Here is a 23554-nt window from a genome sequence, read left to right as displayed (position 1 = left end):
GCGCCTCATTGTCAGCCCTCATTTATATTAATCGGTAAATGGCAGCCAGCCTTCTCTTGCCGTCAACATGCGCCATAAACCGTCGGGAATTACAAGCTTCTTCTGCGAGCTTAAGCTTAAGCGGGACTGAATCTCATCCTCGCGTCCGGTTTCAACCTTCTGTACCCAGTCCGGATCCGTCAGCAGTACGCGGCCAATCGCAACCAGCGGAATGCCCGTTTGCTGAGCTTCAATGGCATCGTCGGCCGAGTTAATCGAACCTACGCCGATAACCGGTACGCGGCCCGCTACCCGCTCCGCGACCCATTCCAGTCTTGTTTTGCTATCATCCGCACCACGCGACGGCTTGGAACGGAAGTCAAACAACGAGACATGAAGGTAATCCAAATCCTTCTGCGCAAGCTCATCCAACAGGCGGAAGGTATCCTCCATCGTAAGTCCCGGTGTCTCCGGTTCTTCCGGAGAGAATCGGTATCCGACCAAGAATGGCCCTTTGGCATGCTCAGCCGCGGCGCGTTTCACTTCATCAACAACGGCGAGCGGGAATGTAAGTCTCCGGTCGATATCTCCGCCCCATTGATCGTTTCTGCGGTTGGAATGCGGGGAATAGAACTGCTGCAGGAGATAAGTGTTCGCGCCGTGAATTTCGACTCCGTCGAAGCCGGCAAGCGCCGCGCGGCGGGTCGTCTCGCCAAAATCGCGGATAATCGCTTCAATCTCTTCGTGCTTCAGCTCGCGCGGAACAACATCCGGGCTTTCCGTCGCCGCAACGGCGCTTGCGCTAACCACATCGCCGTTTGGCACCAATGCCGGCGGTACACGGCGGCCGCCATGGAAAATTTGGAGAATAGCTTTCGCGCCTCTGGCTTTAATCGTCTCTGCAAGACGAGCAAGCCCCGGAATCATAGCATCGCTGTCTCCCGCGAATTCCCCGGGAAATCCTTTGCCGTTTGGCGTGACATAAATACATGCCGTTATGACCATGCCAGCTCCCTCGGACCGGCGGGCATAGTATTCCAGCTCCGCATCCGTTACCGTTCCATCATCATTAGAGGATGAGTGCGTCATCGGCGCCATCACAATGCGGTTCTTTACTTCCACTCCGCTCGGGAAAGTAAAGGATTCAAATAACGGTTTATAATTCTGCTCCAAAAACTCCACTCCTATCCTATGCTCTTTTCGCTCATTAACTGTAACAACTTTTGTTACTGTAATAATATTATATACAGTTACTGAAGTCAAGCAAGTAATTGTAAGTTTTTTATCCCCCTATATTCTGTCCATAAAAAAGGAGCTGCCGCATAAACAAAAATAACGGTGCAGAGATCGGAACTCTGCACCGCTATAGTCTTCATTGGCGTGTCAACCGCTCTCGGGACGATACTCGAAGTAATCGTAATAAGCGGGAGCCGAATGGCCTTCCTCCGTTCCTGCTGCAAACATGCCAAGACATACGCCCGTAAAAGCTCCGTCCGCATCCGGCGTTAAGGCTTCCACCGGCAAGGTCCTTAGGCTGACCCACTCCGCGGACGCACCTCCCAAGGTATACAAAAGCTCGTATTCCTTCTCGTCCGAACGGATCGAGAGCCGGACGGGAACCTGCTCCTCAATTGGGGTAAAGACTTCCGTTCCGCTTCCTTGCGCCATCGCCGTTACAAGAATGCCGGTTTGTCCGTCCTTCTTCGTGATTCCGATCGAGTAATGGGACTTGTCACTCAGCCGCGCGGCAATTCCTGCCTGCTCCCCTTCTCTTCCCGGAACAAAGGTCAGGCGAGTCTCGATGCTCATCCGATGATGCTGCTGGCGGCGGCATACGAATACATTAGCTCCTCCGTCGCGAAGACCTTTGGCATTGCCGCTTAGTCTAAGGCAGCCTTCCTTCTCCGTTAAAGACAGCTCCTCCGGTCCGGGGATCACCCGGTTATACATCCATTCGAGACTAAGCCCTTCGGAAGTGAACTTGGTGGTCACCGACTTGTCCATGCCGGCCATGGAGGTTTTGCTCTCCCGGATAGCCGGTCCCTCCATAACCATTGATACATGACCTTCGTTATTATCAATCATCGGCCAGCCGTCTTCACTCCAGCGTACGGGAGCAAGGAACGTCTCGCGGCCAAGCACGCTGCCGTTGCCGCCTTGCGGCCGGACGCCAAGAAACAATGCCCACCACTGGCCACGAACGTCATCGAGCAGCTCAACATGGCCGGTGTATTGAATCGGATGATCCTGTAACTCGTTATGCGTCAGAATCGGATGCGGCAGCATTTCAAACGGTCCGTAAGGAGAGGTGCCGCGGCCGATAATCTCCCTGTGCATCGGCCCCGTTCCGCCGGATGCGGTCATCATATAATAAAAGCCGTTTATTTTGTACAGATGCGGCCCTTCTACCCAAGGCCCTTCGTCTCCCTCAAATACAACAACAGGCTCCGATAAGGCCTCGCCCGTCAGGATATCAATCTCGTATTGGATAATATGAGACGTCTCGCCAAAGCCGGCCTGCGCCGAGACGTACGCTTTGCCGTCATCGTCAAAAAACAGAGAAGGATCGATATTGCCGTAAGGAATCCGAATCGGATCGGACCATGGTCCTGCCGGATCCGTTGCGGTTACATAGAAGTTGCCTATCCCGTACACATCCGTTGTAATCATATAAAATACGCCTTCATGATAACGAAGAGCAGGCGCATAGATGCCCTCCGAGCTGTTGCGGCTCAGCAGATTCACTTGGCTTTCCCTGGTTAACACATGACCAATCTGCTCCCAATGAACGAGATCCTTGCTGCGAAACACCGGAACTCCCGGAAAATATTCAAAGGTGCTGGTCACCATGTAATAATCTTCGCCTACCCGAACAGCGCTTGGATCCGGATAAAAGCCCGGCAGTACCGGGTTCCTGTACGTGATTTTGCCTGTTGATGCGTATGTCATGAATCGATTTGCCCCGCTTCCTGCCAATCGGTTATTTTCCGGAAGGAAGCTTTAGGCTCGTGGTTGGCATCAAACACAAACGGCCAATTTTTCCGCCCGCGTACCGGGAAGTTATCCAGCCAGGTGTAATCGTCGGCTGCGCCCCAGAACGTAACGGCGGTAATCGCCTCTTTGTATTCGCGGAACAGCTCGAATACCTGCCCGTAACGTTCCGCCTGCCGCTCCAGCATGTCTGCCGTAGGCTCCGTCAGATCCGTCCGCTTATCGTCATGATCGAATACCGAAATATCCAGCTCCGTTACCTGCAGCTTAAGACCCGTTGCCGCGTAACGTTCGATGGCTTCCCGGATCTCGGCAAGACTTGGACCGTTCAAATTCCAATGCCCCTGCAGGCCGATACCGTGAATCGGCACTTGCTTAGCCTGCAGCGATTGAACGATACGGATAATTTTATCCCGCTTCTCCGGAATGCACTCGTTGTAATCATTGTAGAACAGAAGCGCTTTCGGGTCGGCGGCATGCGCATACTCGAAGGCTTTTGCGATAAAATCTTCCCCGGCTAAGTTTAGCCATTTGGACTCCCTAAGCCAGACACCGTTTTTATCGTCGATAACCTCGTTCACAACATCCCAGCCGTAAATAATGCCTTTATACCGGCCAACAACCTTTTCGATATGGCTTTTCATCCGGGCAAGCAGCGTTTCCCTATCGACTGGCGATCCATTCGCATTTTGGAATATCCAGTCAGGGGTCTGATTGTGCCACACCAGCGTATGCCCGCGCAGCTTCATGGCGTTTGCAGCCGCAAAGTCAGCGATCTTGTCCGCCGCTTCGAACGTATACTGCCCTTCCTGCGGATGCACGCGTTCGAACTTCATGTCATTTTCGGCAGTCAGACTGTTGTAATGGGCAGTAAGAACATCCTTCTGGGATGCAATTGTCGTCAGATTCACAGCTGCCCCAATATCAAAGTAATCCTTATAAACGGAACGAAGTGCCGGCAACTCCGAAGTATATGACATATCCTGCACCAACTCTTTCCTTGTAGATTAGTAAATCACCCGGTTATGGGTATCCGGAATACCGGATTTGCGGAAGAAATACGTATTAACGATGTCGCGCCATTGCTTGGCATTTTCACGCTGCCAGTTCATGCGTCCCGTTACATGGCGGAACCGGTCGCCGTCCACGAGACCCTCAAGCTCCTGCCAGCGGTTCATCCAATATTCAACCCGCTCCACGCCGGCGAAATGCGTATCGTAAATATGCTGAATAACCGTCTTGCCGGATTTCAACTGATGCGTGTAAGGCACATGATGGAAGAAGAGCAGCAGCTCATCCGGACAAGCCTCCAGGCTGTCGTAGACCTCGGCGTTCGGCAAAGCATACTGGCTGCTGTAGCCGGTACCCGTCTGAGCCGTACGGTCAACCCCAATTCCCTTATGATCGGCAAAATGGTATGTTCCCCACTTGGAATATTCGTAGCCGTCAATATCCGGACCGTAGTGATAATGAGGCGTAACCATCCAGCCTACGCCTAGCGGCGCTGTATAATTCTCGTAAATGGACAACGACTCCAGCAGGAAGTTTACAAGAACATCCTGTACGTTCTTATTGCCGCCAAACGTTTGGGCAGCCCATTCCGCCGCAATCTCCTCCGAAGAAAGCTCCGGATTCCAGATTAAGCGTCCGTAGCCGTACAAATTCGCCTGCGCGAGATGATGCCCGGTCCAGTTCTCGTCGTTGCCGATATTGCTGACGGCCGTAATGCCGCTATGAGTATAGGCATGGACGCTGCCTGCCGCAATCTCCTTCACCGTGCTGCCCGCACCTTTGACGTAAGTGTCAAAGTTCAAGACTTCCTTCCACTGCGGAATGAGGAAGCAGACATCCTTCTGCTGGCCCGTATATTCCTGGGCAATCTGGAATTCCATCATCTGGTTGGTATGCTCCATCGCGCCAAAGAGCGGCGAGACCGGCTCGCGGACCTGGAAGTCCATCGGACCGTTCTTAATCTGCAAAATCACATTGTCCTTGAAGCGTCCGTCCAGCGGCTTAAAGTGATCGTAAGCGGCACGCGCACGGTCGGTTGAGCGATCCCGCCAGTCCTGATGGCAGTTGTAAACGAAGCACCGCCAGAGCACAAGTCCGCCAAACGGCTCCAATGCTTCAGCCAGCATGTTAGCTCCGTCCGCATGGTCGCGTCCGTAGGTAAACGGACCGGGGCGATTCTCGGAATCGGCTTTCACAAGGAAGCCCCCAAAGTCCGGAATATAACGGTACACTTCAGCCGCCTTCTCCTTCCACCAGCCGCGCACGGCCGGATCAAGAGGATCGGCTGTCTCCAGGCCGCCAATCTCAATGGTTCCGGCATAGTTCACGCTCAGGAACAGCTTTATGCCGTATTCGCCAAATACCTCGGCGATACGGACAACATCCGGCAGAAGCTTCTCCGTAATAAGGAATGTCTCTTCGCGGTGGACGTTTACGTTATTAATCGCGATGCCATTAATTCCGACCGATGCCATCAGACGGGCGTAATCGCGAATCCGTTCCGAATCGGACAGCACTTTGTTGTTATCGTAAAAAATCGAACGGCCGGAGTAACCGCGCTCCACGCTGCCGTCCATGTTATCCCAATGGTTAATCATGCGAAGGCTGTATTTCGGCGACTCGACCAGATTTAACTGATCAATCGCAGTCCCGGACTGCATCAGGCGCAGCAGATGGAATACCGCGTACAGTACTGCTTTCTCGGACTTGCCGGCCGCGATAATATATTCCTTCTCCGCTTCTCGAACGGTTTTTAAGAAGTAGCCCTCATCAGATAGAGCCGCCGCATCGCCGGCCGCTTGATCTATCCAAGAGCCGCCGCCAAGAACCTCCAGCACGATAAAACGCTGCCCTGATGCTTCATGCGTAACCGAAGGCGTTGTGCCCAGCATGGAGCGGATTCCCCGCGACAATTCCACGGCGGCTGTCTTCATGATCCCTTCCATCGGTACTCCCGCGGGCAGCACGAGCTCACCCGTCCAGCCTGCGTATTGCTCCAAGCGCGTTTCATCCTTCACTTGATCGTATCTCAGCCATGCCGCGTATCCGTTGTCTCCCATCTCTAATCCCCCTAATAAGAATTGTTATACAAACAGCCAAAATTAGAAAAAAAGCGTCCGCCCGATGCAAAGTCGAGGGACGCGTGATTCAAGCGATTAACCTTTAACGCCGCCTACGGTCATCCCTTTAACAAAGTATTTCTGCAGGAACGGATATACCAGAATAATCGGCAGACTCGCAACAATAGTCATCGTCGCACGGATCGAGGTTGGCGTAACCGCCGTTACGCCGCTTTGTCCGGCTGCAAACTGATCGCCTGCATTGGTTGACGATGCCGCCGTATTGGAGGTTTGCAATATTTTCATTAATTCGTATTGCAAGGTGCTCAGGTTAAGATGCGAAGAGTTGTACAGAAATACGTCAAACCAGGAATTCCATTGAGACACCGCTACGAAGAGCGAAACGGTCGCAAGAGCAGGCACGGTCAGCGGCAAAACAATTCGCATGAAGGTAATGAATTCGCCCGCTCCGTCAATTTTCGCCGATTCCATAATGCCGTCCGGCAATCCCTCGATAAAGGATCGGATTACGATCATATTAAAGACGCCGATAATGCCGGGGATAATATAAACCCAGAACGAGTTAATCATATGGAGCTCTTTGATCAGCAGGTATCCCGGAATGAGACCTCCGCTGAAGTACATCGTGAAGATTGCGACCAGCGTAACGAATTTGCGCAGAACAAACTCCTGGCGGCTGATCGTATAAGCCAGCATAGCCGTACAGAAGACGGAAGTAATCGTGCCGGCAATCGTACGCAAGGCGGAGATCAACGTAGCGTGATAGATGGATGCTTCATTAAAAATATAGCTGTAGTTATCCCATGTCCACATCCTTGGCCAAGCATAAATGCCGCCGCGGATCGAGTCATTCGCATCGTTGAACGACAACGCGAACATATTAAGGAAAGGATATAGCGTAACCGTCACGACGAGCAACATAAAAACTATATTACTTGTATCAAAAATCTTATCCGGTAAAGAGCTGTACCTGGCTTTGGCCGAACTCTCTTTCATGTCGATAGCCTCCTTGCTTCGTCCAACTTTCGGTTAAATCTAGAACAGTCTGCTCTCGCCAAGCCGCTTCGCAATCGAGTTGGCCGATAAGAGGAAGATAAAGCTAACGACCGTTTTGAACATGCCGGCTGCTGTAGCCAAGGAATAGTTGCCCATGTTCATGCCGTATTTCAACACAAATATATCAAGGTTCTCGGAATAGTCCACGGTCATCCCGTTGCCGAGCAAGTATTGCGGCTCAAATCCCGATTCCAGAATATTTCCAAGGTTCATGATCAACAGGATTACGATAACCGACTTCAGACCCGGTAAAGTAATATGCAGGATCCGTTGTAAACGGTTCGCCCCGTCAATCTCGGCAGCTTCGTATTGGGAAGGGTCAATGGTTGTAATAGCCGCCAAATAGATAATGGTGTTCCAGCCGACGTTTTTCCAAACTTCCGATGCGCCAAGGATGCCCCAGAAGTAATTCCCTTTGCCCAGCCATAAGATAGGCTGATCAATCAGATGCATTCTCGTCAATAGAATATTAACGATCCCTTCGGGCGCAAGCGCCGAAGAAATAATATTGGCCGCAACGACCCAGGAAATAAAATGCGGTAGGTAGCTGATCGTCTGTACGACCCGCTTGAACATAATTTGGCGAAGCTCGTTTAATAAAATCGCCAATACGATTGCGGTAACAAAACCTAATACAAGATTGATGGAGCTCATAACGATCGTATTTCTTAACACGCGATAGAAGGAGTCGTCGTTAAACAGGAAGTTGAAGTTTTTCCAGCCTACCCACTCCTGATCGAACAAATCCTTTGCCGGTCTGAACTTTTGAAAGGAGATGGTCCAGCCCCAGAGCGGTACGTACTTAAACAGGAAAAGCCATAATACAAACGGCATCGACATAAACACGAGCACTTTTTGCTGCAATAACTTTTTGAAAAACAGTTGAAGCCGTGATTCGCTTGCTTTGGGACTCCTGACAACAGATGGTGTAACTTCATGTATGTTCTCCACTTGCTCTTCCCCTCTCTAGCATCCTGCATGAATCCAATAGATCGGAAGGCCGGAATCAGCTTTCCGGCCTTCCGTCTACTTTTATTTGCTTACCACTTGCCCGCGATACGGTCTTGAACTACTTTCGTAACGAAGGTTTCATAGCCTTTCACGTCAAGCTTGCCCATTTGGCCTGTATAGTCGCTCCAGATCGAGTCGAATTCGCTAGGCTTGGCAAGTACAAGCTTCGGAACGAATTTCTTTTGCAGGTCGCCGGCTTTTTGCTGGAAGATCTGCTCAGGCGTGCCTTGACCTTTGTTGATACTCCATGCCGGGTACCAGGAGCGATCGTCAGGCTTCGAGAAGTATTCGGAGAAGGTCTTCACGCCGTAGGCGTCCAGCAGCGCTTTGTCGCCGTCCGTGTAACCCGCGTAAGCCACTTCAGGCTGGTTGCCTACGCCATACGAGTTGCCGTCAGCCAGTACGGAGTTGTTGCCGTAACGCGGCCAGCTGTATTCAAAGTACTGCCATCCGACTGTGCGTTTCTTCTCAGGGTCGTTGCGGTCAGCGATTTGCTGCGCATCCATCACGTAACGGCCGTTAGCGTCCACGGTGTAGTTCTGGTCTTTAACGCCCCACTGTACGAGAACTTGGTTCTCTTCTTTGAGAAGGTTGTCGAAGTACTTAATAATGCGTACAGCGTCTTTCGCTTTTACCGAGATACCGATACCGCGGTTGTTAACAAAGCTAGGCGGATCTACGTATTGGTCTTTCGTATTCTCGTCGAATACGATTGGCAGCGGAGCGTAACGCTTCTCGTCGATGCCGGCTTTCTTCAGGTTGTTTGTCGCGTCGCCAACCTGCCATGCGTAGTTGAAGTAGCCAAGTACGCGGCCGGAGGTCAGCTTAGCCAGGAATTGGTCTTTGTTCGCTGTAAAGGTCTCAGGATCGAACAAGCCTTCCGCGTTTACTTCGTTCAGCTTTTGCAGCCATTTTTTCTCGATATCCGTAGCTGCGTAAGTTTTAGCCTCATGCGTGTTCATGTCGACGATAACGTCGCCGTCATTCGGGTAGCCCGCAAGGTGCATGGAAGGGTTGGTGATCGAGAAGAAGCTGTCGGCAGGACCTGCAAGGGATGCAAAGCCAATCGTGTCCTTGCCGTCTACTTGCGGATGCTTCTCTTGGTATTGCTTGATCAGATCGAAGTACTGGTCAAGCGTCTTGATCTTCGGATATCCCGCTTCCTTCAGAACGGAGCGTTGGATCCAGAATGCGCCTTGGCTGATGCCGGGATCGCCGATATAGCCTTGGTTCGCGCCAAACGGCAGGAAGTACATTTTGCCGTCTGCTTGTCTGAATTTATCAAAATAAGGACCGTATACGCGCTTGATGTTTGGACCGTATTTCTCGATCAGATCATCAAGAGGAATAAATGCGCCAGCGTCAAGCAGCTTGTCGATTTCGCCTTCCGGAACGATTACGTCCGGATAGTCGCCGCTTGCGATCATAACGCCGGATTTCGTTTGCGGATCGCCAACGAGGAATTCCATTTTCCAGTCTACGCCGGTCTGCTGTTGCAGCTCTTTACCGATAACGGTGTCGCTCGCAAGAGCATCCTTTTGGCTGGTGAAGCTGTAGTACGAGAAAGTGACGGGTGTTTTGTCATCCGCTTCAGGAGAAGCGGAGTTGGAAGCTGCGTTGCCGCTATTGCCGGATTTACCGCTATTTGCATTGCTGTTATCGTTATTGCCGCCGCAAGCGGATGCTGTAACAGCTAACATAGCAGCAGCCAAGCTGACAGTTAAAAGCTTTTTGTTAACCATTTCTGTTTAGACCCCTTTCGTCATTTCAACGTGTTTGTTGTAAGCACTTTCATCATAAAACGAATCCGAAGGCTTGATTACCCCTCAAACTTTAGTTCGTACTTTGAAAAGCATAGTTCAACTTTTTTGTCATTTATTGCCCGTTCATGTCGAGAGGAAGACGCAGCTCAACGGTTGTTCCATGACCTTCTTCGCTAGCAATGTCGAATTCAAACGAGTCTTTATAGCATAGCTTCAGCCGGGTATAGACGTTTTTCATGCCGACATTGTCACCGATGGAATCATCCAGACGCAGGTAATTAAGCAGCTCCGACAGCTTGGCTTGGGACATGCCGATCCCGTTATCGGACAGCCTGAACATCAGCTTGTTGCCGGCGATTCCGATATGAATCTGAATAAGACCGATTCCCGGCGAGCTTTCAATGCCATGAATGCTGGCGTTCTCGACAAACGGCAGGAAGGTCATCTTCGGAATCATCTGGTCGTATACGGTATCTTCGACGGTGATCTGGTATTGCAGCTTGTCGCCAAACCTGTATTTCTGAATTTCAAGGAAGCATTCCGTCAGCTCAATCTCTTCCCGGATCGACACCCAGCTGCGTTTCCAGGAAATCGACTTCCGGAAAATCTTCGCCATATAGTGAATGGTCTTCGCGGTCTCGGTCTCCCCCTTCATCAGGCTCCGCATCCGAATCGTCTCGAGCGAGTTGAACAGGAAGTGGGGATTGATCTGGCTGTGAAGGGCATGAAGCTGTGCCTGGCGCTGGCGGATCTCCAGGTCCTTCTTCTGAATATCAGCCTGATAGACATCGGTAATGAGGTTGTCGATCCGCTCGGTCATCCGGTTGAATTCACCCGTTAATTGGCCGATCTCATCGCGCGCATCATCAAGCGGGATCGTCTCGAAATGCTGGTTTTTCACCTTTTTCATATGCTTTACAATCTTGACGAGACGTTTGTTTATGGATCTGGAGAGAGCCGCGATAATCAAAGAAGGCAGCACAAAGTTAATAAGCGCCAAAAAAATGACAAAGGAACCCGATTTCCGCACGTCATGCAGAAAGCTCCCTTCGTTAATGACGCCATGCAGGGACCAGTCGTTCAAATAATTGTTGTTCGTGTAAACCTTGTCAAAGGAGAGAGAGTTTTTCGGCATCGGAAGCGTCTGTGAATGCCTGTCTACGCTGGAGTCGTTGGAATAGAGGACGGCACCTTCCGGATTCAAGAAGTAAATGCTGCCCTCAAAGCCGGATAACGCAAACAACTGCTTGACCGTTGCCATATTCAGATCAATCTTGATCAGATTGTTATAGCCGTTGCCTTTGACATAGTTCAGTCTTTGAACAAGGCTAAACGTGTCTCCATCCTGTATAAACAACGGATAAGAAACATTCGTCTTCATAAAAGCCCGGTACCAGTCGGCTTCCTTCTCCGTTTCGCTAAGCGGCATAATAGGTCCGGAGGATAACACAGTTGGATTATCGGTATAAATAACCGTAGCGCTGGTCGTTTTGTAAGCCTGCTCGGATTTGTTGAAGACGCTTCGGATATTATTAAAAGCTTCAACGTATTCGATTTGGGAATCGTACTTTTTATCCAGCAGCTGATTCAGCATCGGATCGATATAATACAGGTAGGAAATACCCGCGGCTTCATCGATGACAGCACGAAGCTCGCCCTGAAGCTTCTCCAGGGCGATGTCGGCGTCATGCGATTTTTGGTTTTTAATATTGTTGGTTGTAACGTTATAGAAGACGATATTCGTCAATACGATCGGGATAAATACGCAAAAGACGTACATCAGCAAAAGCTTGTCCCGCAATTTAAGATGATTCCAATGAAATCTGCCCATCAAATCTCCACCCGTTTATTTTTTGCCCAGCAGCTTGTTGCGGTAATCGGTCGGTGTCACTTTCTCCAGCTTCTCAAATTGGGTCACGAAATAATCGGCATTCTGAAAGCCCACTTTCTCCGCAATCTCGTACATCCTAAGATCGGTCTGGCGAAGCAGCTTTTTGGCTTCTCCGATCCGGATCTGCAGTAGAAAATCATTGAAATAGATCCCATAGGTTTTACGGAACAGCTGACCCAAATAAACGGAGTTCATATAAAATTTTCCTGCAATGCTCTTAAGGCTAATATTCTCCGTATAGTTCGCTTCGATGTATTTCTTGATGCGTTCAATCCCGCCCTTGGACTGCTCGTTCCGAAGCTCTGCCAAATAGACGGCAGCCTCGCGGAGGAAATCCGTGAATAGTCCCTTCAAGTCCTGCAGACGGCTATTGCTGCCCTGCCAGTCCATAATGAACGGGAGCTTGCTAAGTCCCTTCTCGTCTCCCTCCATCTTCCGAATTATATTAATAATCCCGATCACAAACCGGGTAATCGTATTGGCAACCGCATTGGGAGCAAACCGCTTCTCGACAAATTGGCGGAATAAAAGCTCGATATCCTGCTCATACAAATCCGCGTTATTCTCTTCCAGTCTCTCGAGTAGTCGGCTGTACAGCTCCGAATCCACATCGAAATAATACAGAGGGGTCCCCTGTACCTGATTCGCATAGATAACGGAGCTGCCTTGCTCGGCGTATTTATAGGACATGGCTTCATTCGCCGCCCGGTAGGATAGGCACATTTCTTGCAGTCGTTCCACGGTCTTGCCGATATATAAGGTGACCGGTCTGCCCGAAGATTTCGCAATGGCCGCATGCAAGCTGTTATAGGCAGATTCAAGTCGTATTTCCGGCGGTAAAAACGGCTTCCGATCAATAAGCAGGCCAAATAAACCGCTCGTCTGCTCATAGACAGGAATTTTGCTGCTTGGAGTAGCGCTCACTGACTGCACGACTGCTGCCAGCTCCTTGGCCTGCCATTCGGTGCCTGCGGATTGCGCGCTGGCATGAAGCTCAACCAGCACGTAATCGAAGCTGGAGAACTCAGGCATTTGCAGCGCCGCGCATAAAGCTCCGTTATCGGCCTCCGAGAACTGGCCTTGAACAAGCGTTTCCACAATAGAGTCCGTGACCAGGCTGTCCCCCGCGATCGTGGCCAGCTTTTTTAATCCCAACGTTCCGGAAAGCGCCTTCAACGTTGTCTCCAGTTCCGCTTCATCGATAGGCTTTAATATATAGTCATGGACTCCGTAACGGAGAGCTCGCTGCGCGTACTGGAAATCATGATACCCGCTGACGATAATAAAGGTCGGGCTATGTACGCCCTCCTCGGTAACCTTGCGGATAAGCTCCAATCCGTCCAGCACTGGCATCCGGATATCCGCGATAACGAGATCAGGCTTAATCAGCTGTATTTTCTCTAATGCTTCCTGTCCGTTACCCGCTTCATCGCAAATTTCATAGCCAAGCGATTCCCAGTCTATTAAATTCCTTAACCCTTTGCGCACAAAAATCTCATCATCCACCAATAACACTTTGTACATATGCAAGGCCCCCTGACAGCTGAATCTTCTAGCTAATCCTTAATGACATTAATAATTATAAAAGCAATCGTATTATAAAACATCCTGCTCTGATTACCTGTTTTTCTCCTATTGTTAGGTCTTTTGAACAGTTAACATTTTTTCTGTAAGCGATTTCAAGATATGGCTTGTTACTTCCCGACAAGCTTATACAGAAAATTATAAAGCGGTTATACGACGTCCAATACCGAGAAACTATAGAACTTTCTTTGCGAATTAAAGGGATTATACAACCCTTGTAAAGTAAAACAGCCAGCTATGACGGCGGGATTTCAGCCGATCATAACTAGCCGTTCAATGAGTTTGACTTTAGCCCTCGTTCTTCGTTACCAGTTCGACCAGCGTGCGAACCATGACGCCGGTTGCTCCTTTTGGTTCCAGTCCGCGGCTCTTATCAAGGAATGCCGTACCGGCAATGTCCAGATGAACCCAAGGAAGATCCTCCGCGAAAGCGCCGATAAACAAACCGCCTGTGGTTGCACCGGCATATCGTCCGCCGCTGTTCTTCAGATCGGCCGCATCGCTTCTCAGCTGTCTCTTATACTCCGGGAATGCAGGAAGCTGCCAGATCCGTTCGCCGCTGCGACCTGCAGCTTCGAATACCTGCTGCATCAGCGGTTCATTATTGGTAATGGCGCCTGTCGCTTCCGTGCCTAAAGCAACCATCACCGCTCCAGTAAGCGTTGCTACGTCAACCAGCTGCGTTGCGCCTCTACGGATCGCCGTTGTCAGGCCGTCCCCAAGAACAAGACGTCCTTCCGCATCGGTATTAACGATTTCAACCGTTAAGCCATTCATCATTTTAATGACATCGCCCGGTTTAAAGGCTTGGGCAGATGGCATATTTTCCGCTGTCGGGATAACCGCAATGACATTTACTTCCGGCTTAAGCTCGCCAATAATACGCATTGCGCCAAGTACGGCTGCCGCGCCGCCCATATCGGAAATCATTTCCTCCATGCCGGGCCCTTTCTTGAGCGAAATGCCGCCGGTATCAAAGGTAATGCCCTTGCCGATTAATCCCCATGCCTCTTCCTTATCGGGAGCGCCTTTGTAATGAATTACAATCATCCTTGGCGCATGAACACTGCCCTGGCCTACCGCCAGCAAACCGCCCATTCCCTGCTCGATAGCTGCCCACTCATCCAGCACTTCGATATCCAGATCCCATTCGCGGGCAAGCTCTTCGGCATGAGCCGCAAGAGATTCCGGTACAAGCTGATTGCCGGGCAGATTGGTCAAATCACGCGCAACCTTAACACCTTCCGCATAAAGCTGGCCTACCATCATGCCCTCATTCCACGTTTCCGCGATATCCGCTGGAACCGCCACACCCGCTGCCGGCACAAATGATACATGAGAAAGGGTATAACGCTGCTTGGCTTGCCGCAATTCAGGAAGACGGTCGTGTACCGCAAGCGTCAGTCCTTCGACTAATGCCTGCGCGGCTTGCTGCAAGGTGTAGTCGGCAGACGAAATAATCGTTTCGGGCAGACGGATTTGCGCGGTTTGCGCTTTGATCCGCTTTAGGGCATTTGCTGCCGCCGCTGCTGCAAGACGAAGACCGTATACGCCGGCCTTATCGTCATATCCTGCAAAGATAACATGAGAAGCCGAATGAAGCCCAAGCGTCGACAACGTCTCGGTTTGTTCCGGCTCCGCCTTAAATAAACCTTTGGCATACAGTCCGCGAACCGCCTCATCGATTTGCGGCTGCACCCACTCCGCCATGCTGCCGGCTTTAAGCTCGGCGCTGCTAATCAGTCTCACAATCGCATCCGCAGAACCTGCCGTTGCCGCCGGTTCATATGTAAAATGTGTACGCATCTAATAATTCCTCTCTCTCAATGACAAAATCGGGGATCGCATCCTAATAAGCGATCTATCCCCGATTCTAATCGTTTATTCAGCTAATGGCAAATAAATAACAAACGAAGTACCGCTGCCCTCGGTGCTATCCACCCGGATGGAGCCGCCGTGATTCCTGATTATCCGGTAGCTGACGGACAAGCCGAGACCGGTTCCCGCTTCCTTCGTTGTAAAGAAGGGATCAAACAAACGGGCAAGCGTCGCTTTGTCCATTCCTTTGCCGTTGTCTTTCAACGTAATCTCCGCAAATTGGCCATCCGATCTCACCACAAGATCAATCCTGCCTCTGCGTGCTTCCTGCAACGATTCAATGGCGTCGATTGAATTCTTGACGATGTTCAGAATAACCTGCTTGATCTGCTTCACATCGATGGAAACCATCAAATCACGTTCATTCTCATAGGTTTCCAATTGTATGTCGCAGTTACGCATCAGCGCTTCGCTTTCTGTCAATAGAATAACCTCTTGTACCAGCCGGTTAATCGATACTGACTTCTTCATTGGCGCAGAAGGCTTCGATGAGTTCAGGAATTCGAAAATAATATCATTCGCCCGGTCGATCTCCGTAAGAATAATCCGGGCATATTCTTCCTTCCCAAGCTGCATCAGATAAGGCCGCAGCAATTGAATAAACCCCCGAATGGAGGTGAGCGGGTTACGGATCTCGTGAGCAATCGCTGCCGCAATCCGGCCAAGCATCGCCAGCTTGTCGTTTTGCAGCGCAGTCTGCTCGATTTGCTTATACTCGGAAACATCCTTCACGCTGATCAAAAAATCGCCGTTCATCTGATCGCCGTAAGTAAAAGAAACAAGCAAATACTTGCCGTCCTTATCCTGAAACTCGTAGTACACATTCCGCTTCAGAATCATTTCCTTATGTAAGCGAAGAATAACACGCTTGGTAGACCGCTTCAGCAGCGGATGCAGCAGAATCTCGCGCAAATTGCAGCCAACTAATGTTTTACGCGGAATATCAAGAAGCTTAGCCATCCTTACATTGATAAATGACAAAATCCCGTCGCTGTCAAATAAAGCTATGCCGCTGTCCATATGCTGGAGGACATTCTCATACTTATGTTTAACCATCTCAAATGAGCGGTTGGAAAGAAAAAGCCTCTCGCGCATATCCGAAAACTTCTGTTCGACCGTCTCAGCCGGTACTTCATTCATTCTGTGGGCAACCATCACTTCTATTAGAAACATGAACGATTGATTATAAAGCTTTAACGCTTCCTCTGATTCCACATTGGCGGCCAAATATTGGATACTTTCCTCGTGAACAGCAATAATCTCCTCAGGGTTGAACCCTTTAATGTCTTTACCGAGTTCTGATGCTTTGTAGAGGGACTGCTCCTCGCCGCCACGAATATATTCGGCAAGCGCCGGGAAATAGCGCTTTCTAATGGAATGCATCATCAACCCTCCCCGGCCACAACTATTTACAACATTTAACAACCTTACATATCTCTATTATCATAGGTTTTATTGCCAATAGCTGTCAATCGGAGACTTTGTCGAAAGATGGGCCGATTTTTCAGCGAAAAACCGACTTTTTTCCCATGTCCGCCGTCCTATAATTCGAGTTTTTATTTATCCCGATCGTTGCGATCCTCTCGGTCTTTGTCCTTTTTATTATCATTGCGGTTATTCTTGCGGTCATTTCCCTGGTCATCGTCATTATCGTTATCATCGTTTTGCCAAGTCCACTTCTCCAGCTTGCTTGAGCCGTTTATCGAATTATTCTTATTGGAGTTATTTTTCTTATCGTCATCCTTGTCGTCATCGCGATCATTATTCGAGTTATTTTTATCGTTAGACCAATTCCCATTCGGCCATTTATCCTTATCCGAGCCAGATGGCTTGGTAGGTGTTGCCGGCTTCATGGGACGGGTTGGTTTATTCGATTCGTTCCCTCTGGACCAAGACGGTTTCTCGGTATGAGATGGTTTCAGCGGATGCTTCAGCGGCCTTTCGGTTGGTTTTACCGGCGCGGTCTTATCGATGGTTGCGCCTACAGCCGTTCCGCCTTTTGAGGATTGAGCTTTATCCACAGCAGGTGTAGCCGCTCTTTGCGATTTGCTTTGCTTTTCCTTCATGGCAAGCTCTTTAAGTTTCTCTTTGCTTGCGCCCTTCTCCACAATTTTTTTCACGCCGCCCACTGACTTAGTGGCTTCAGCAAGAGACTGGCCCTTTATTTGCTCCAGTTCAATGTTATAGCCTTCATCTTTGGCCATGAGATAAACCGCCATCTTACCGGAAGAAATGCCATTGGCGGATGCTTCCTCGCGTACCTCTGTTGGGACGGACAGCACCGTTACGTTAGGCTCCTTAGCCGCATCAATTTGCTTGATCGTCTCTTTAACCTTCTGGTCGACTGCCGCGGTTACCGTCTTCTCGAGCTCTTGGCCGGGGCTCTTATCTTCCAGCATGTAGCTTGTAATAACGATATCCTTGTCCGGTTTATCCAAGAAATGCTCTGCCGCAACCGTACTCATAATGGAGGCGGCAACAGCTTCAAGAGACTTGCCCTTGTAGCTGATCTTGCTTACAATCGCTTGTCCATCACGATTAAGTCCGTTCAGTTCCTGTACGCGCTGCTGTTTATCCACGCCCAGCTCGATGCTTGGGTTAATGTCAAGGCTCACATAAGCAACCACGGGATGAGCTTCTGCTGTGGTCAGGTAGAAGAACGGGATAAAGAAGAGCAGGATAGCTGCTGCTGCCCCCGAATACCAGTAAGCTCTTTTTGGTTTACGCCTTGGCAGTGCGGCGGTCTCCGCCGGAATCGAAGCTTCCTCCCCGATTCGCATTTGGGCTTGATGCGGGATTGAAATGAATTGGCCATCCGCCGTCATGACGACTGCCTTCTTGTTTTCTATGGAGAGAACAATCCCTCGTTTCATAATCCCGCCTCCTTCCCTGGCATTGGTACTGAAATGTTTAAGTAATCGGATAAATACGGATATGTACCGTTTAAAATAAGTGAAATCGCAATAATATATTTTCGGTTGCGCTCTACCGTTTTCCTCGATACACCGCATAGCTCCGTCAGCTCTTTGACCGGAAGCTTGCCCGTTACATACAGCTGGGCAAACAGTTCCCGATGCCCCGCAAGCGTCTGTGCAATACCCTGCAGAAGCAGGCGGGAATCGGCATGCTTCGGCGAGCTTTCGGCAAGCTCCATGAAGGAAATCTGGAACTGCTGCAGCTCCTTTGTAAATTCCTCAATCTCGAGCCGCCTGTCATCACCGTCTTGTTTCAGCTGATAAGCATGCATAGCCATTTTGGTATCAATCGGGTTATAAGTCTGTTCCTCTTCATCCTGCTGATCGAATGCCGTATACGGCACCGTCTTGAGATGACGCTGCTCTTTACGCACATAGTCAATAAGCCTACGGCGCATGACCGTTTCGGCAAAGCTAAGGAAAGACCTGCCCGACTCCGGGGAAAACTGCGTGATCGCTTCATTAAATGCCGTTAAAGCTACGCTAAACTCATCATCGCGGGTGGGATCGACGAACCTCTTGCAGAATCCGCTCGTCACCTTCGCTACATACGGCTTGTAATCGGAAATAAACTTTTCCCTTAATTGATCTTCGCCGTCATGAATTCGTTTAATAATCTGTTCAGGAGCTAATCTTTCGTCATGCGCAGCTTCAGCAGATGATTTCCGCAAAAACCGTTTAAACATGAAGAGTATCCTCCTCTCTGTATAAGTTTCGATAACCTGCTTTTGTTTTTGGGGGTTCTTGCGTAGTAAATGTTAGAAATATGAGAATTAATATGAGAAATCTATGGTAAAGCGGTTATTTTACTTAGAAAAAAAAGCCTCCGACTCGGAGGCTTAACTTTGATCGTACTAAAAAGTTAAACAGAAGTTCGTCGCTGCCGTAGTTTATTTCGTCTTCCGCTTAACATACCAAGACGTGTCTTAAGCTCGTTTTCCCATGCCTCGTCGCCAATCTGCTTCGCAAAGCTGAGCAGGTCAAGCGAAATATCGATTTGACTCAATACAACCTCCATGGGATCCTCATTCTCGTGATTCACGCAATTCTCATAGAGCGCTTTGCCTTCCTGCTCCACATAATCCTGGAAGTCAACTTCGGCGGCGCCGTCCCCGTGGGCGTACTCAGCCAATATTTCATATTCATTCTCAATCAAATAATGTATCTCTACGCGATGGCATACAGGACAGAAAAGAATCGGTACATTATGAATATGAGTTCGCATATGCTTCAAAGTGCCTTTCGTTCCGATCATACTAGCTCCACAACAAAAGCTCATCGGGCGACAACCTCCTAAAAGAATTTTCGCGTTCTCTGCGACAATTCTGCTTCGTAAGGATCAGCTAAGAATTTTCGCGTTCTTTGCGACAATTCTTATTTCGTAGGGATTAACTTAACATGCGTATGCTTACTTCTCAAACTTATTCGCTTCTACCTGCCGAAATTCCTGCTTTACAAGCATAATCCGGCTTCTTTCTACATGCAAACCAGGATTTACCTCGGGAGAATTATAAAGAGAAAAAAAAGGAAACAGGGCTGTCCCATCGTCAACTTAATGACTTACGGAACAGCCCTTCGTTTAATTGTTGCCTTCATCTCGAGATTCGTATGGCAGCGCGTTGTCTAATGAATCCGCGACTTCTTCACGCCGGCTTCCTCTTTGAGATAAATCTCATTTTGTACATTTACGTGAACGTTTATTTTCTGCTCCAGCTTCGGATACCACTTTGATCTCCAGTCCTTAATGTTCGCATCCGACAGCTTTGGACGGAAGATCAGGCCAACTCCCAGCACATCCGAATGGTATTTATGAATTTTGTCTGCTGTCTTATTGAAATTGCGCTCCAACTGCTGCTTAATTTCTTCTTCTATCTGCTGTTTGCTTTTCCCCCTTGGGCTTTCGGAAACGACGACATCAAGGTTTATATCAGTTAACAAATTGGGGCCTTCATTCGTCCAGCGGCAATGATGCTTAATCTTGGCTTTTTGAATCAGTACGCTCGTATTCTCTGCAACCTCTATGGTTCCGCCTGTATACTTCCCTTTGAACAAGTTGTACAACAGCGTCTCTTCCTGATTGAGCTTGCCGACCATTCGATCCTCCAGCATAATGGCCGTTCCTTGAAAAGTGTACAAGGTTCGTTTGCCGCTCTTAAGCATCGGTATGGCCATATCTTCGGAATAAGAATTTTGACTGCGGTACGCCTCCCATATCCTCACTATGGATTGATTAGGAGTCCAGCCTGCTTCCTCGCTGAAAAAATCGTACGATGACAGTTCAGGTGTCGGAGATATGACATGATAAAGCGTTTGTTTGAAATCGCCGTCAACCACCGCTATCATGCCTTTGATGGAAATGTCATTCGCTCTAACGGCGAAATCGATAAGATCATGGATACCTTCACGGGCAAGCTCCTGATCAAAAAGCAGCAGCCTCAAATGAACCAGATTGATGCTTTTTTCGGAATCGGTCCGAATCAAGTCGATAGCTTTACTTAAGGATCCCGCCTCTTTGTCCAGGAACTGAGTCCGGCCTTTTAGGCTTGGAACTTGCAGAATAATCCTGTATTTCGCTGTACGGCCTTTTCCAATGCCCATCACGACAGGAAGATACTGTTTGTTAATATCTTTTGTATCCCAACAGCCACCCAATAGCATCATGCATAGAACAACAAGAAATAGCTTCAACCTGAGAATATTCATACGGTTACCTTCTTTCGCCGCCATAATGCCATCAAATAGACAAGGACCGGAAAGACGATGGTGGCGTACAAGCAAAAGTATGAATTCAAATACAAATACTTGTTAAGAGTGTCTTCATTAGGCATCCACTGGCAGGAAATATACAGGGAAGCACATATAATGACCAAGATCCAGCGACTGTTGACTTTGGGCATAAACAATTGAGTCAAAATGGCTACAAACATCCATAGCAAGACGGATACCTTTAATACTCCTAATGCGCTGGAAGACACCACATAGAAATTCGGAAGCCAGTCAAACACGACCCATTCCAAATCGACAGTATCCGAGGCCATTAACATGGGATATTCCATATGAACGGCGGTTTCCTGTCCGAAAATGAGCAGCGGAATATAGACGGAAGCCAGCGCGCATAGGAAGACAAGCCCAATCGCCGCGGAAGCTAGGCCAAATCCGATTCGAAAATGAGAGGTCGTCATTCCCAGAAACAAATATCCGGCGAATATAACAGTTCCCACATAAAAATCCGGATGAAAAAGAAAATGCATCCCGCTGTCCCACATAGGGAAAATGTAACGGAATTCAAAATTTTTGATACTTATCAACATCGAAAATATAAAAAACGGCATGCACAATAAGAACCATCCTATGCTCGCCCGAATCATGACGGTTAAGCCTTTCCATGCAGCATAAAGGCAGATGGCTACAAATAAAGCCGATGTTGCGCTTATTGGCGTTTTCTGAAGCAGCACCGTCTTGATTTCAATGGATTCGTAATAAGTTAGGAGGACGAGCTCAATGATCAGAAAACACAAAAAAGGGAGGATAATCAACCTTGTCCCCCAACTTCCCACAGCAGCACGGCAAACTTCGACTATCGATCGCTCTGGAAAGTACGATAAAGCTTTTAAGTAAAACCACAAAGCCAGAAGTTCCGCAAGAAAGAGAAGCAAAACCGCCATCCAATGACCCCTAGGCGCAGAGGACATCATCCGCTCCGGGAAAATAGCAAATATAGAAGCCAAATGCAGCAGAAAGAACATGATGATGGTCTTCAATTTATTCATCGGAAGTCTTTCCTTTCAAGCTAAAGCTTAAATAAGGTACGGAACAGTTAGTCAAGGACGAAAAGTACAGCATCAGCCAGATCATCGCAACCTCAATTCCCCAAATGCCAAAGAAGGAGCTCGCGAGCAACACCACGTACTTGTATAATCTTACGCCGACCGAGTTCATATAGCTCGTCAGCGCAAAATTAGCAATCGCCGAGGCAACCAAAATTATTATTAATAAATTGCTAACCAGCTTGGCTTGAATAATAGCTTGCCCAAGCAGTATGCCTCCGATCATCGTAATCGTTGGACCGATATTTTTAGGAAGACGAATGGTAGCCTCGATAATCATCTCCAGCAGCAGCATGACGAGCAGTGCTTCGATGAGAGATGGATAAGGCACCCCTTGCCTGTTCTCGGCAACGGCAATGGCCAATTGTATGCGAAGAAGCTCCGGGTTAACGGAATTAAGAACGACATATAGCCCCGGAAGCGTAATAGCCAATAACATAGCCATGCCTCGAATCATACGCAGGAACATTTGGAACGGAAGCGGATATTGAGTATCCAGGGACGTGCTCCACAAATCCGTGACGATAGCCGGAAAAGCGAATGCAAACGAGAATTGGTCCAACAGAATGACTACTTTGCCATTTTGTATATTCTGCATCGTCTCGCCAGGCAGCTCCGAAGACGTATAGGTTGGTGTAAGCGCAAATTTGGGATGCCCCAAAATCCGGGTTAAATCGCGAATCGTGGTCAGCTCTTGACGTCTGTTTTCATCCAGTTTCTTTCGGATGCTCTCAATCACTTCAGGTCTGGTTACGCCCTCCATATACGCGATAGCCAGTTTTTTAACGGACTGGGTTCCGATTTGCCGGCATTCGATTACCAATTGGTCGGATATCATTTTTTTCCTCAGTATTCCAATATTGATATCAATATCCTCCGTAAAGGCGTCAAATGCCGACTGAAGAGGATTCTCGCTATTTGGAATCATCACCGGTCTTGAAATATTTTGAGCTTCAGACTCGATGACAGCAACTTGCCCCTCTTTGCCAAACAGAATAAGCATTCCTTGCAGCACGGCATTGCAAAGCTTCTCTAGCGATGCCGTTGCAGATGCATCCCCCTCCTTGCCATTAAGAAATTCCCACTTCCATTTGTTATCTTGCGAATCACCGATTTGGCTCATGACCGACAACGTCATAGAGAGATTAACTAGCGAATGGAAAAAGTATGCTTTGAATAACTCCCCTCCGATTTCAATCTCTTTAGAAACAAAATCGGAGTTTTTCTGAAAATGCTCTTGAAACTATTTCTCCAAATTTCGAACATAATCGTTATCATCACGTTGCAATTTTTACCATCTCCTCACGCGGTAGTTTCCCGCTTCGGCAACGATCTTATACTACTCAGAGCATAGGAAATTCCCATTGCAGACTTTTCGATGAAAACAAAAAAAGCCCGTACCACAATGTGGTACGGGCTCAGGCTGTCGAGAAAGTCTCGACAGCCTTCTTTATGTTCAAATAATTCAATACGACACCGCGTTAATATAGTATAATATTAGTATCTA

At 48.8% G+C, this 23554-nt stretch carries 16 protein-coding genes and 1 pseudogene; all 17 read right to left on the bottom strand.

What is annotated here, in order from left to right; translation table 11 throughout:
* Positions 1-27: 27 nt before the first annotated feature.
* Positions 28-1152 carry an NADH-dependent flavin oxidoreductase gene (locus tag PJDR2_RS06925; protein ID WP_015842948.1) on the bottom strand — a complete coding sequence of 375 codons (1125 nt, stop codon included), beginning with the start codon at positions 1150-1152 and terminating at the stop codon, positions 28-30.
* A gap of 210 nt (positions 1153-1362) precedes the next feature.
* Positions 1363-2928, bottom strand: a complete 1566-nt coding sequence (locus tag PJDR2_RS06920; protein ID WP_015842947.1) for a glycoside hydrolase family 43 protein — start codon at positions 2926-2928, stop codon at positions 1363-1365.
* Entirely contained in the window at positions 2925-3950 is a 1026-nt protein-coding gene (locus tag PJDR2_RS06915) for an endo-1,4-beta-xylanase (protein ID WP_015842946.1), read from the bottom strand. The genes PJDR2_RS06920 and PJDR2_RS06915 overlap by 4 nt, the downstream gene beginning before the upstream one ends.
* 27 nt (positions 3951-3977) lie before the next feature.
* Positions 3978-6041 carry an alpha-glucuronidase family glycosyl hydrolase gene (locus PJDR2_RS06910; protein ID WP_015842945.1) on the bottom strand — a complete coding sequence of 688 codons (2064 nt, stop codon included), beginning with the start codon at positions 6039-6041 and terminating at the stop codon, positions 3978-3980.
* A gap of 96 nt (positions 6042-6137) precedes the next feature.
* The gene (locus PJDR2_RS06905) at positions 6138-7058 is read right to left on the bottom strand and encodes a carbohydrate ABC transporter permease (protein WP_015842944.1); all 921 of its coding nucleotides are present in this window, start codon (positions 7056-7058) and stop codon (positions 6138-6140) included.
* A gap of 39 nt (positions 7059-7097) precedes the next feature.
* Positions 7098-8000 (bottom strand): ABC transporter permease, encoded by a 903-nt coding sequence (locus PJDR2_RS06900; RefSeq protein WP_265525166.1) that lies wholly within the window; start codon positions 7998-8000, stop codon positions 7098-7100.
* Between the two features lie 158 nt (positions 8001-8158).
* Positions 8159-9871 carry an ABC transporter substrate-binding protein gene (locus tag PJDR2_RS06895; protein ID WP_015842942.1) on the bottom strand — a complete coding sequence of 571 codons (1713 nt, stop codon included), beginning with the start codon at positions 9869-9871 and terminating at the stop codon, positions 8159-8161.
* Between the two features lie 133 nt (positions 9872-10004).
* A complete protein-coding gene (locus PJDR2_RS06890; protein ID WP_015842941.1) occupies positions 10005-11723 on the bottom strand; it encodes a sensor histidine kinase in 1719 nt (572 codons plus the stop codon).
* Positions 11724-11738: 15 nt separating this feature from the next.
* Positions 11739-13307, bottom strand: coding sequence for a response regulator transcription factor (locus tag PJDR2_RS06885; protein WP_015842940.1), 1569 nt, complete (start codon positions 13305-13307; stop codon positions 11739-11741).
* A gap of 348 nt (positions 13308-13655) precedes the next feature.
* A complete protein-coding gene (locus tag PJDR2_RS06880; protein WP_015842939.1) occupies positions 13656-15173 on the bottom strand; it encodes a leucyl aminopeptidase in 1518 nt (505 codons plus the stop codon).
* A gap of 75 nt (positions 15174-15248) precedes the next feature.
* Positions 15249-16628, bottom strand: a complete 1380-nt coding sequence (locus PJDR2_RS06875) for an ATP-binding protein (RefSeq protein WP_015842938.1) — start codon at positions 16626-16628, stop codon at positions 15249-15251.
* Between the two features lie 173 nt (positions 16629-16801).
* Complete coding sequence (locus PJDR2_RS06870) at positions 16802-18118, bottom strand: anti-sigma factor domain-containing protein (protein WP_015842937.1); 1317 nt, start codon at positions 18116-18118, stop codon at positions 16802-16804.
* Positions 18115-18906 carry an RNA polymerase sigma factor SigI gene (gene sigI, locus PJDR2_RS06865; protein ID WP_015842936.1) on the bottom strand — a complete coding sequence of 264 codons (792 nt, stop codon included), beginning with the start codon at positions 18904-18906 and terminating at the stop codon, positions 18115-18117. The genes PJDR2_RS06870 and sigI overlap by 4 nt, the downstream gene beginning before the upstream one ends.
* A gap of 176 nt (positions 18907-19082) precedes the next feature.
* Complete coding sequence (locus PJDR2_RS06860; RefSeq protein WP_015842935.1) at positions 19083-19499, bottom strand: hypothetical protein; 417 nt, start codon at positions 19497-19499, stop codon at positions 19083-19085.
* A gap of 344 nt (positions 19500-19843) precedes the next feature.
* Positions 19844-20923, bottom strand: a complete 1080-nt coding sequence (locus PJDR2_RS06855; RefSeq protein WP_015842934.1) for a Ger(x)C family spore germination protein — start codon at positions 20921-20923, stop codon at positions 19844-19846.
* Entirely contained in the window at positions 20920-21990 is a 1071-nt protein-coding gene (locus PJDR2_RS06850) for a GerAB/ArcD/ProY family transporter (protein WP_015842933.1), read from the bottom strand. Before PJDR2_RS06850 ends, PJDR2_RS06855 begins: the two co-directional genes overlap by 4 nt.
* Positions 21983-23278: pseudogene (locus PJDR2_RS06845) on the bottom strand (spore germination protein); the annotation flags it as partial. The pseudogene PJDR2_RS06845 and the gene PJDR2_RS06850, both read right to left, overlap by 8 nt.
* Positions 23279-23554 lie beyond the last annotated feature (276 nt).

Origin of the sequence: Paenibacillus sp. JDR-2, from assembly GCF_000023585.1 — a bacterium.
GTDB lineage: Bacteria > Bacillota > Bacilli > Paenibacillales > Paenibacillaceae > Pristimantibacillus.
Note: the sequence above shows the minus strand (reverse complement) of the source record. Positions and strands in the feature narration are given on the sequence as shown.

Bases quoted from the DNA above. Each gene is read 5' to 3' on its own strand.
- PJDR2_RS06855 (WP_015842934.1), bottom strand. From the start codon at position 20,923: ATGAATATTCTCAGGTTGAAGCTATTTCTTGTTGTTCTATGCATGATG.
- PJDR2_RS06920 (WP_015842947.1), bottom strand. From the start codon at position 2,928: ATGACATACGCATCAACAGGCAAAATCACGTACAGGAACCCGGTACTG.
- PJDR2_RS06880 (WP_015842939.1), bottom strand. From the start codon at position 15,173: ATGCGTACACATTTTACATATGAACCGGCGGCAACGGCAGGTTCTGCG.
- PJDR2_RS06890 (WP_015842941.1), bottom strand. From the start codon at position 11,723: ATGGGCAGATTTCATTGGAATCATCTTAAATTGCGGGACAAGCTTTTG.
- PJDR2_RS06915 (WP_015842946.1), bottom strand. From the start codon at position 3,950: ATGTCATATACTTCGGAGTTGCCGGCACTTCGTTCCGTTTATAAGGAT.
- PJDR2_RS06895 (WP_015842942.1), bottom strand. From the start codon at position 9,871: ATGGTTAACAAAAAGCTTTTAACTGTCAGCTTGGCTGCTGCTATGTTA.
- PJDR2_RS06910 (WP_015842945.1), bottom strand. From the start codon at position 6,041: ATGGGAGACAACGGATACGCGGCATGGCTGAGATACGATCAAGTGAAG.
- PJDR2_RS06860 (WP_015842935.1), bottom strand. From the start codon at position 19,499: ATGAGCTTTTGTTGTGGAGCTAGTATGATCGGAACGAAAGGCACTTTG.
- PJDR2_RS06850 (WP_015842933.1), bottom strand. From the start codon at position 21,990: ATGAATAAATTGAAGACCATCATCATGTTCTTTCTGCTGCATTTGGCT.
- PJDR2_RS06875 (WP_015842938.1), bottom strand. From the start codon at position 16,628: ATGCATTCCATTAGAAAGCGCTATTTCCCGGCGCTTGCCGAATATATT.
- PJDR2_RS06885 (WP_015842940.1), bottom strand. From the start codon at position 13,307: ATGTACAAAGTGTTATTGGTGGATGATGAGATTTTTGTGCGCAAAGGG.
- PJDR2_RS06870 (WP_015842937.1), bottom strand. From the start codon at position 18,118: ATGAAACGAGGGATTGTTCTCTCCATAGAAAACAAGAAGGCAGTCGTC.
- sigI (WP_015842936.1), bottom strand. From the start codon at position 18,906: ATGTTTAAACGGTTTTTGCGGAAATCATCTGCTGAAGCTGCGCATGAC.
- PJDR2_RS06905 (WP_015842944.1), bottom strand. From the start codon at position 7,058: ATGAAAGAGAGTTCGGCCAAAGCCAGGTACAGCTCTTTACCGGATAAG.